This window comes from Pseudoalteromonas sp. SWN29 (genome assembly GCF_015864465.1).
GTDB lineage: Bacteria > Pseudomonadota > Gammaproteobacteria > Enterobacterales > Alteromonadaceae > Pseudoalteromonas.
Genome location: NZ_JADYXE010000005.1, coordinates 121,278 through 132,809, shown reverse-complemented (window position 1 = coordinate 132,809; position 11,532 = coordinate 121,278). Strand labels below are relative to the sequence as shown.

The 11,532-nt window shown below is 36.9% G+C and carries 8 protein-coding genes; 2 read left to right on the top strand and 6 right to left on the bottom strand.

The window, feature by feature from the left end:
- Window positions 1-160: 160 nt before the first annotated feature.
- From I6F53_RS03280 to I6F53_RS03255, 6 genes are all read right to left on the bottom strand, one after another.
- Entirely contained in the window at window positions 161-1,168 is a 1,008-nt protein-coding gene (locus I6F53_RS03280; RefSeq protein ID WP_197238466.1) for an isocitrate dehydrogenase, read from the bottom strand.
- Between the two features lie 226 nt (window positions 1,169-1,394).
- Window positions 1,395-3,083, bottom strand: coding sequence for a hypothetical protein (locus I6F53_RS03275; RefSeq protein ID WP_197238465.1), 1,689 nt, complete (start codon window positions 3,081-3,083; stop codon window positions 1,395-1,397).
- 11 nt (window positions 3,084-3,094) lie between these two features.
- Window positions 3,095-3,478 carry a DUF3192 domain-containing protein gene (locus tag I6F53_RS03270; protein WP_149592932.1) on the bottom strand — a complete coding sequence of 128 codons (384 nt, stop codon included), beginning with the start codon at window positions 3,476-3,478 and terminating at the stop codon, window positions 3,095-3,097.
- Window positions 3,479-3,548: 70 nt separating this feature from the next.
- Window positions 3,549-4,322 (bottom strand): flap endonuclease Xni, encoded by a 774-nt coding sequence (gene xni, locus I6F53_RS03265; protein WP_197238464.1) that lies wholly within the window; start codon window positions 4,320-4,322, stop codon window positions 3,549-3,551.
- 10 nt (window positions 4,323-4,332) lie between these two features.
- A complete protein-coding gene (ppnN, locus tag I6F53_RS03260; protein ID WP_197238463.1) occupies window positions 4,333-5,676 on the bottom strand; it encodes a nucleotide 5'-monophosphate nucleosidase PpnN in 1,344 nt (447 codons plus the stop codon).
- 65 nt (window positions 5,677-5,741) lie between these two features.
- A complete protein-coding gene (locus tag I6F53_RS03255; RefSeq protein ID WP_007580677.1) occupies window positions 5,742-7,277 on the bottom strand; it encodes a GGDEF domain-containing protein in 1,536 nt (511 codons plus the stop codon).
- A 204-nt stretch (window positions 7,278-7,481) separates the two neighbouring features.
- Here I6F53_RS03255 and I6F53_RS03250 point away from each other — a divergent pair, with 204 nt between their 5' ends.
- The gene (locus I6F53_RS03250) at window positions 7,482-9,269 is read left to right on the top strand and encodes a M61 family metallopeptidase (RefSeq protein ID WP_197238461.1); all 1,788 of its coding nucleotides are present in this window, start codon (window positions 7,482-7,484) and stop codon (window positions 9,267-9,269) included.
- A 157-nt stretch (window positions 9,270-9,426) separates the two neighbouring features.
- Window positions 9,427-11,511 carry a bifunctional diguanylate cyclase/phosphodiesterase gene (locus I6F53_RS03245; RefSeq protein WP_197238460.1) on the top strand — a complete coding sequence of 695 codons (2,085 nt, stop codon included), beginning with the start codon at window positions 9,427-9,429 and terminating at the stop codon, window positions 11,509-11,511.
- The last annotated feature ends 21 nt before the right edge of the window (window positions 11,512-11,532 follow it).

The window sequence follows — 11,532 nt, the reverse complement described above, 5'->3', positions numbered from 1 at the left end:
TATCAAGTAACCAATGACTAAGCATAAAAATACCCTCATAATCAAAAGATGATAAGGGTATTGTGAAGCAACCAAAAGATCGGTCAACCGATCAAAAATACCTTAACTGATCGGTGTTAGCTAAATTAGCGGGCTTTCTAAATTAATAACGAGTAAATAGTTATAGACGGTCAATTACTGATTGAGTGAAATCAGTTGTACCGTGGCTGCCGCCTAAATCGCGAGTTGTACGGTCGCCAGATTTAATAACATCAGCAACAGCGCTACGAATGCGCTCTGCTGTATCGCCCATATCTAAATGCTCAAGCATTTGGATAGACGCTAAAATTACAGATGTTGGGTTAGCTAGGTTTTTACCAGCAATATCTGGAGCACTACCGTGTACCGCTTCAAAAATTGCAGCGTCTTCACCAATGTTAGCACCTGGAGCCATACCTAAACCGCCAACTAAACCAGCACAAAGGTCAGATAAAATATCACCAAATAAGTTAGTTGTAACAATTACGTCAAACTCTTCAGGTGTCATTACCAGCTTCATACACGTTGCATCAACAATCATTTCGTTTGATTCAATTTGTGGGTAACGCTCAGCTACTTCACGTGCAACTTTTAAAAACAAACCAGAAGTTGATTTTAAAATGTTAGCTTTATGAACCGCAGTTACTTTTTTACGACCTTCACGTACCGCTAGCTCGTATGCAAAAGTTACGATTTTTTCTGCGCCTTCACGCGTAATTATCGATTTTGCTTCTGCTTCATTACCGTCTTCACTTACTACTTGGCCTGCACCTGAGTACATACCTTGTGTGTTTTCACGAATAGTAATGATATCGATATCGTCGTAACGTGCTTTAGTACCAACAAATGATTTAACAGGGCGTACGTTAGCGTATAAACCAAATTGCTTACGAAGTGTTACGTTAATAGACGTAAAACCTTCGCCTACAGGCGTAGTTAATGGGCCTTTAAGAGTGATTTTGTTTTTAGCTATTGTATCAACCGTGTCTTGTGGAAGTAACTCACCTGTTTTTTCAAGTGCAGCTAGGCCAGCATCAACAAATTCATAATCAAAGTCGCAACCTGCGGCTTTTAATATTTCAAGTGCTGAGTCGATAATGCTCGGACCGATGCCGTCGCCTTTGATCACTGTGATGGTTTGTTTGGCCATTGACTTTTCCTTTAAAGAGTTTGATTTGCACATAAATTATTACCCTGAGAGAGTAATCGCTTGTTAGATCATTTATGTGAACGTGCTTGAAAATTTAAGGGCGCATTTATACCAATTTATCACCCATTTTGCTAGTTTATACAAAAAATACTGGGTATACATGAAACTTATAATGGGTATAGATATGTTAAATAACCAGAATTTTGCTTAATCAGCTTTGCATAAATTAAATGCTATCAAATAACTCAAGAGATTCTAATTGTAGAAAAAAATCTGTTGGGTTGTGCCAATTGAGTATTTTTAGTTGCTCAAGTAACGTTTGCTGCTGCCACGCAGTGAGCGCAAGTTCTGGTTTAAACACATTTTGAGCAACAATTTTAAGTGTGATCCAGAGTTTATGAGAATCAGTTAAATGTTTTTTAGGTGTTTGCTCTGCTTCTAACAGCTTAGCTGTCCAGGGGTTGTCACTTAATAAATGAGTAAGCTGTTGTGTTAGTTGCTCACTATTAATTACATTTACCCCAAAAAATGAACACATCGGCGCACTCAGTTTTTTATTTGGAGTGTCGTCAATAAGTGTTTTACGAGAAAGCTGTGTACTACAGTGTGTTAATAAAAAATGGACGTAAGCGTATAAAGGTAAAGTGATATGCTCAAACTGCTCGTGTTTATTTTTACTTACCAATAAAGCCATTATTTTAACTAAACCATTTAACCGGTTAGTCACGTAAGTCTGTAAAGGATGTGGGGTTACATTAACTAACTGTTCAAAAACAACCCGTTGAATTATTGCAGGTGCATTATAATAACCGACCATCGATAAACTATGTTTTAAGTCTTTAGCGGCCTGATGTTCTTTATTGTAAGGCTTTACTGCTTCACATAAATTAGCAATTACTTGGGGATGAGCCGCCATTAACTGGCTTAATCCTTTATAGCTGTATTCGTGCTGCAGCTTAATATTACTTATGAGTTCAAGTAAAGACTGTGCCTTATCAACCTCAACCTCACTTTTTGACTTAACATGTTCACTGTTAAACACTTTAAAGCTGATAGTTTTGTCAGTGCAATGCCATTGTTTTGGATTATCGTTAAGTGCTGCTTTTACTCTATACCAAGCTAATTTATTTGCATTAGCGGTACTAATTAAAACATGCCTTTGCTGCGTATCAGTTGCTAAATAAATCATGGTTTGCTCGGCATATAAAACGCGGCTTCCCGGTAATAAGGGCCCCAAATGCGCTATAAGCGATTTAATTAGCTGTAGTGCAAACAAATTTGGTGTGCGAATGTACAAATCAGTAAGTGCTTTAAATAAACTAATATGTTTGTTAGCCGTATTACTAGTAATGTTCATGCTAATAATATTTGCTAAAGCAATCAGGGTAATACCGCCATCGTAAAGCATAATTTTAGGCGCACTTACCAATGCTTGTTTATATTTACTTAACTTGGCTAATAATTGCGTAACGGGCTTAGCAGAATCGCCACTGGATAACATTACTTTAGCAGCTAACTGATGACGCATTTTCCATATGTTTTTATCAGAGTCTTGAAAAGGTGTTTGCTCACAGAGCTTGTTTAATTGCGCTCCAACACATAAATGCTCAATGAGAGCAGCCGCTATATATAGCTCACTTAGAGCACTATTATAGTTTTGAGACTTACAAAATGCTGCAGTTATAACACTCTGACTAACAACTAAATTTGTGGCATAAGAATAACTAGGGTTGCAAAGCGTCAATCGGGCTTGTAACGCGAAGGGCTGCTCAGCATAGATTACTCTATATTGCTCAGCTAACTTACTTGCGATTGGGTATAAAGCTGTCCATTTTTGTTTATTATTATAATAGCTTAAAAACAGCTGCGTATTATTAAGCAGCTGCTCTAAAGTAGTTGAAACAGCTTCATCCATTAAACCTTCACCTAATTTTGTTCTTGGTATTTATTGTATGCACTCGGGCCCCATAAAAATAGCTGCCCATTTTTAAATAATAGCCCAGTACATTCATCCATGGTGGTTATACCGTCAGATGTTATATGCTGTGTGCGGTAAAACACTATCTGAAACACTTGTTCGCCATCTCGTTTAGCATAAGTAAGATCGGGGCTGCCTAAATAATCAAGAACACTATTGAGTGTTACAGGGTTCTCAAGGGATAGTTTTTCGATATAACGCTTATTGAAAGCTTCGCGGTCTTGCCAAATCATGGCCTGAGGATCGTCTTTATAAAAAGTGATCACCAATGCAGCTATCAGCGCATATAGCCCTAAACCTAAAATTAAATATCGGATAAATTTTTTCAATATGGTTTACTCTAACTCCGGTAACTAATAAATAGTATACGTTTTGTAATGTTTAGAGGCTATTAACTTGCGATTAATTAAGCCTTAACTGCTTTAAACTAAAGCCTAAATTTATGTCGGTGCGTAAACTAACTAGGTGCTTTGAAATTACGTACATATCCATATTAGCGGCTAGCTTTGTTTTAATACTCGGGCTTAAAGACTCATCTTCTGCAGCTTGTTCAATTGAATTGTAGTTATTAACGATTTGCTGCGCTGACTTAGTACCGATCCCTTTTACGCCGGGAATATCATTTGTCTTATCACCCGCTAAAGCCCAAAAATCAACAAGCTTATTTTGTTCAACACCAAAGCGCTCTTTTATACTTGTCTCATCTAAATAAAGTTTTTTAAAGTAATCATACACTGTAATATAAGGGCCTATATACGGTAAAAAGCCTTTATCGGTAGAAACAACAGTATTAGCTATTTGATTATTTGATGCCTTAAACGCAAGCGTTGCAATAATATCATCGGCTTCATCGTTAATAGGCTCAAATACAACAATGCCGGTTTCTTCAATTGCGGTTTTAAAATGCAATAGGGCGTCTTTTAATACTTGGGGCATTGGCGCGCGCGAGTGTTTGTAGTCTTTATAAAAATGATAACGCCAGCTTTTGTCGCCATCAAACACAGCAATGGCATGGGTTGCATTACTGGTATCTAAAAGCTTTTTACATGCATGCGCTACACGAGAACAACACGTTTGTATCATCTGCTCGTCGCTGTGATGTTTTTGATTAGCGTCAACGGCGTAAATGCGCCTAATTAAATTAAGCGCATCGATAAGAAGTAAATGGGGTTTCAAACTATAAAACTCATGCTTTTATTTTGTAACACGGAACGTATTTGCTGCCAGGGAGTTTCATACGGCCTTGATCAACAAATGCTTGTAATAACGTATCCATATTTTCCATAAGGGCAGGTTCGCCGCTTAAAACATATGGACCATTTTGCTTAATGGCTTTAACGCCTTCGTCTTTTACATTTCCAGCAACAATACCTGAAAAAGCCCTGCGTAAATTAGCTGCTAGTAGCTGTTTTGGTTGATCAAGATGTAAATCAAGACTTGCCATATTTTCATGTGTTGGTGCAAAAGGTTGTTGAAAGTCGTTATCTATTTTTAATGTCCAGTTAAAGTAGTAGGCATCGCCTTCACTTTTACGGTAATCACGAACATTGGCCATAGCCGATCTTAGCTTTTGTCCAACTAACTCAGGATTATCAATAATAACTTCAAACTTATCTAATGCTTCTTTACCAAGCGTCATTTCAACAAATTCACACAGCTCTTTAAAGTACGCTTCACTTTCTTTAGGGCCAGTTAAAATCACAGGCAAACATTGTTTGGTGTTATCTGGATGAAGTAATATGCCTAATAAATATAGCAATTCTTCAGCAGTACCTGCGCCACCAGGAAAAATGATAATAGCGTGAGCTGTTCTTATAAAAGCTTCAAGGCGCTTTTCAATGTCAGGTAAAATAACTAATTCGTTAACAATAGGGTTTGGTGGCTCTGCAGCAATAATGCTTGGCTCTGTTAGGCCTAAGTAACGGTTATTGGTATTGCGCTGTTTTGCATGGCCAATAGTGGCACCTTTCATTGGGCCTTTCATGGCACCAGGGCCACAACCAGTACAAATATTTAATCCACGTAAGCCAAGCTCGTAACCCACTTGTTTTGTGTATTTATATTCAACTTCGTTTATTGAGTGTCCGCCCCAGCAAACAACCATACTTGGCTCGCTATTAACACGCAAAGCACCGGCATTTCTGAGCATATCGAATACCATATGAGTAATGGCTTTTTGCTCTTTTAAATCTTTTTCGTATTTTTGACAAATAAACAAAATATCGCGAATAACAGAAAATATATGCTCGTGAATTCCGGTAATTATTTCGCCATCAACAAATGCGGTTTCGGGTGGGTTTTCAAGCTCAATTTTAATGCCTCGTTCGCGGCTTACTAAACGAATATCAAAATCTTTGTATTTGTCGTATATATCGCTACTTTCGTCGGTATGGCTACCTACATTAAGCACTGCTAGTACGCAGTTTCTAAATAACTTATAACGCTCACTAGCAGAAGATTGCTCTAATAAATCAACTTCTAATTGCGACAGTAAATCTAAAACCCCAGTTGGGTTTAACTGTATTAACATAGACGTTCTCCTTACTGCTAAATCGTAAAAAACTACTTGTCATAAAATTTATAATGGCTATGACATTATTTACTGGTACAAAGTCTATCTCGTCCTGAATTTTTGGCCTCGTAAAGAGCATCATCTGCTCGATCAAATGCCTTTAACAGAGTATCGCCTTTTTTAAACTGAGTTGCACCTACCGAAATAGTGATCTCAATTTGTTTTTCTCTAAATTTAAAAGGTATATTTTTAATTACCTTTCTTACTTTATCCAGAGGTAATGTTGCGTTTTCAAGCGACACACCTGGCATTAACAATACAAATTCTTCACCGCCGTAACGCGCTATAAAATCGGACTTTCTTACCGATTTTTGCAACGCTTTTGATATAACCTGTAAAGTAATGTCACCTGCGGTATGGCCAAATCTATCATTGATAGATTTAAAGTGGTCAACATCAATAACCGCAAGCGTAACATCTGATGGCTGCACATTAAACAAATGCATTTCGTGATTGTAACGTTCATCAAATGCAGCTCGGTTAGGCAGTTTTGTAAGCCCATCAAGTAAACTTTTAAAGCGCTGTTCGTTTAAACGTTTTTTATACGTTGTTAACTTATCTTCTAAAGTAACAATTCGTTTGTTTATTTCACTAAAGCTAGTGCTAAGCATTTCTCTATCTTTTCGTTCTAACTTTTCTTTTGCTAGAAAATCTTCGCTTAGTGATTTTAATTCGTTATCTACAAGTTCTTTTAAAGATGAGATTGACGTTGCTTTTTGTGTTTGTTCGTTGAGGTTTTTTATTTTTAGTTCAATGCTTTTATTTAACGAATCAAACTCAATACTCATCGATTCTGAGTGTCTACTAGTAGAGACAATAGAATTATGTAGATCTTCGAGGGTTTGATTTAATGAAACTAAAAAGCTTTGTGCAGATTTACGCTCTTTGCTAATGTTTTTTACTACGACTTCAATTATGTTAATCGCAACATCGAGTAATGCATCGATTGTGTCACTTTCTGTAATATTATTTTTTATACTATTAATTTGTAGTGTAGCTTCTTCTTCAAGTATAAGTTCGTTAGCTAGCTCAAGTAGTTTTTTTGCACGAGCCTGTTTTACAGGGCGCTGATTATCGGCTTGAGGGTCTTGCTTAGTTAGCAATGCTTCATGATAAAAAAGAATAAGTTGATCAAGTAGCGGAATATAACCATGGGTTGACTGAACGTTATTAATCTCTTGATCGAGTAAATTTCTCAGGGCTCTGCGAGTATCGTCAGGTAAACCTTTAGTTTTTTGTAACTGTTTACCTGCATTTTGTACACTGTTGAATAAATCACGTTGCTGAGCTTGCTGAATCGATTCTTGATTTTTAAGTAATATCAAAGTTTCACTAACAAGGGGGGAGAGGTCTTCAAAGCTCATACCTTTATTGAGTGCACTTCTAAATTTAGCAAGGCGATTATCTAACTCAATATCAAGCCCTTTACAGCTTAGCGAAAGTTTAGCTGCAAAGTCGCACAAAATATCCACTTGATGTTTGCGTGCACTCTCAATAGCCATACGAGCATCAATTGCTTGTTTGAGTTTTTTATCTGTTGGATTAGATCTTTCAGACACCTAAGCGTACCGCCATCAAATTAATTTTATTATCTTCAGTTTACAACAAATTTTTATTATGTGTAGTTATCTAGTAAAAAACTTAGAAATTTTAATAAGCTACTACGTATAAACTCGTATACGGGGCAATTTGTCGTATTTAATTCACTTTTAAATAGGGGCTTGCTAGTCTTGCAGGCAATTAAGTTTCCACTAAGAGTTTCTATGAAAAAGTTATTAGCCCTATCTATTTTAGCTGCATGTTCAGCACCTGTATTTGCCGATGTAAATTATTCTTTAGAAATTTCGCAACCACAACATCATTTAGGCGATGTAAGTGTTGAGTTTCCAAAAACAGCGCAAGCACATCTTGATATAAAACTTCCTGCATGGCGAACGGGTCGCTACGAAATGCTAAACCTTGCCAATGGCATTCGTTACTTCAAAGCTAAAGATGAAGATGGTAAAGAGTTAAAATGGGAAAAAATTGATCACAGTACATGGCGTGTACACCTTAATGAGCCAACAGAAGTTAATGTTGACTACCAGGTGTATGCAAATGAGCTTGGTAAGCGCGCTCGCCACATTGACGACAGCCATGCATTTATAGATGCATCAGGCTTTTTTATGTTTAGTGAATCATTTCGCCAAGAGCCAGTAACCGTTAATTTAGAAGTGCCTAAAAAGTGGCGCTCTGTATCGGGTATGGATAATTTAAAAGGCAAAAATTCATTTAAAGCAGCAGATTACGACGTACTTGTTGATTCACCAATCGAAACGGGTATTAACCAACTACACACATTTGAAGTAGATGGCCGTGAATACGATTTAGTTATATGGGGCGACGGTAACTACGATGTAGAGCAAATGCTTACCGATCTTAAAAAATTAGTTGCTACTGGTAATGTAATTTGGGATGACTATCCATATGAACGTTATGTATTTATGGTTCATGCTACGTCGGGTGCTGGTGGTGCAACAGAGCATTTAAACTCAACAATTATTCAACGTCCACGCGATAGATTTGGTAGCCGCGAAGATTACCTAGCCTTTATTAGCACCGCTGCGCATGAGTTTGTTCATACGTGGAATGTTAAAGCATACCGCCCTCAAGGTTTAGTGCCGTACGATTACACTAATATGAATTACTCTAAACTGCTTTGGATTGCAGAGGGTTCAACAAGTTATTTTGAAGATCATTTAATGGTTCGCTCTGGTATTGAAACCACAGATGAATTTTTTAAAGTGATGAGCAAAACCATAAATCGCCATTTACAAACACCAGGCCGTGAAGTGCAAAGCGCAAGCGAAACAAGCTTTGATAAATGGATTAATCAAGGTGGCGATCATGCACGTAACTATAGCACCAACATTTATTCGGAGGGCTCGTTACTCTCTTTAGCTTTAGATATCGACTTACTTGAAAAAAGCCAAGGTAAAATAAGCTATCGCGACGTGCACAAAGCACTTTATAACAATCATAAAATGCCAGCCGGTTTTACAGACGTAGACGTGCTTAATATTTTAAAAGACTTAACAGGGCGTGATTACTCAAGCTGGTGGCAGGAAAATGTAGAATCGCCTGCCAATATCAACTTTGACGATTTACTTACTAAAGTAGGCTTAAAATTTGAGCGACCTGAAAAAGCAAAAGCGCTTGCAAGTATTGATGCTACCGCTAAAAACACAGGCGAGTTACTTACGTTAAGTTACGTTCGCCGTGGTGGAAGCGCATGGAAAGCAGGTTTAACTACCGATGATAAAATTGTTGCTATAAACAAACATCACGTAGGTAAAGATTTAAAAACCAGCCTAGAGACGTTTAAAGCTGGCGACAAGGTAACCATTGACTATCTTCGTCGTGATGCACTTGAGAGCTTAACGTTAGTGCTATCAGAAGATTTTGATAAACCAAAAAAAGTAGTTGCTGATAAAGACGCAACGCTTGCGCAAAAGGCATTATTTAAAGCGTGGATTGGTGTTGAACATCCAAATGATGTAACCGATAAATAATACGTTATTTATTTAAGTTAGTTTTTAAAAGGAGCTTAGGCTCCTTTTTTATTGCTAAAAACAAATCAATTGAAATTTAAAACACAACTGACATAGGAAAAAACAATCATTAAGTACTATTATCAAAAGCAAAGCTCTTTTGGATCATCGACTGACAATGAAAATAGATAAAGCTGTAAATGTGCTAACCCATAAGTTTGTTATAAACGATCCACTTCATCAGCTATTTGACGCGGTTAGCGCTATTTCTGTGCAGGGGTATGATGAGCAACGACGTGTAATTTATTGGAATAAAGGCAGTGAGTATCTTTACGGCTATAGTGCACAAGAAGCTGCTGGGCAAAAGCTTGAAGATTTAATTATTCCTACCCCAATGCAAGATGCGGTTGTATCGGCTCATACTAATTGGCTTAACAACGGTACAGAAATTCCTGCAGCGGAGATTACCTTACAGCGCAAAAATAGCACGCAGGTGTGTGTGTTTTCAAGCCATGTAATGTTTATTAATCAATATAATATTAAACAAATGTATTGCATAGATATTGATTTAACCGATGTAAAAAAAGCTCAAGGACAGGCTATTTTCAAAGAAAAAATGCTCGAAACCATTTTCGAAGCAATCCCTGATTTATTTTTCTTAATGCAAGAAGATGGCACTATTGTTGACTACCACGCCAGTAATGAAAATAACCTCTATGTTAATCCTGACGAATTTATTGGTAAAAGCATGTTTGCTGTATTGCCTGATGAAATTGCAATTAAATTTCAGGTTAATATTGCCCAAGCATTAAAGCAAAAAGAAATGGTTAGCTTTGAGTACGAACTGAGGCTACCCAAAGGCACTGTATATTTTGAAGCCCGTGTAAATCATGTACCTCAATATGAGCAAGTCATGGTTATTGTTCGTGATATTACCGAACAACATAAATCAGATGAGTTAATACGCCATCAAGCCTATTTTGATAGCTTAACATTACTTCCTAATCGGTTTTTAGCGCTAGATAAGTTATCAAAAATTTTAAAAGATGCAGATGAAAATAAAGGTAATGCCGCTGTTTGTTTTCTGGATTTAGATGATTTTAAAAAAATTAACGACTCACTTGGGCATGAAGTTGGCGATAAATTATTAATTGAAGCTGCTGCAAGACTTCAGGAAATTATTAGTGATAATGGTACAGTAGGGCGACTAGGTGGTGATGAGTTTATTGTATTATTACACGACTTATCTTGTGCAAAAAGCGCACTGCGTATAATAGACAAGTTACTTAAAAGTTTCAGAGAACCATTTAAAATAGAAGGCCGCGAATTAATGGTTACGTTAAGTGCTGGTATTGCTATGTATCCTGATAATGGTAGTTCAGCTTCAGATTTACTACGTAACGCAGATACCGCAATGTATCAAGCTAAAGCATTAGGCCGAAACACCTATTCTTTTTTTGCAAAGCAAATGAATGTAGTAATCCAGCGGCGTTTATCAATTGAAGAGCAAATGAGTGGTGCCCTTGAGCGTAATGAATTCGAACTATATTACCAACCTCAATTAGACGTTAAAAATAAACACATCATTGGTGCAGAAGCGTTATTACGCTGGCATAACCCTGAGTTAGGGAATGTAACACCCGATGAGTTTATACCTATAGCGGAAAATACAGGATTAATTGTACCTATTGGTAAATTTGTAATTAGCCAAGCATTACATTTTTTAAATGAGTGGCAAAGCACCTGTAAACGCGAACAAAAATATACAATGGCAGTTAACTTATCTCCTCGTCAGTTTAGAGATGAGGGGTTACTTCGCTTTATTCAAAATTCATTGATCGACGCTGAAGTAAATCCCGAAAGTTTAGAGCTTGAAATTACTGAGGGAGTATTGATGAGTTGCCATACTAATGTTGTTGATATATTGACTGAAATTACGGCATTAGGCATTAACTTATCAATGGATGATTTTGGTACAGGTTATTCGTCATTAAGTTATTTAAGAGAGTATCCTTTTAATGTACTCAAAATAGACAGAAGTTTTATAGATGGGATTGTGTTAAATAATGAAGATTGCAATCTAGTGAGAGCAATCATTGCTATGTCGCACAGTTTAGGGCTGACAGTGGTTGCCGAAGGCGTAGAAACAAAAGAGCAACACACTTTATTAAACGAATTAGGCTGTGATTTTATGCAAGGCTTTTATTTTAGTAAGCCAATACCAGCAAAGCAGTTTCTTGATTTTTCAATTAATTTTAAATAAAAAGTAAGATTAAACACTCGA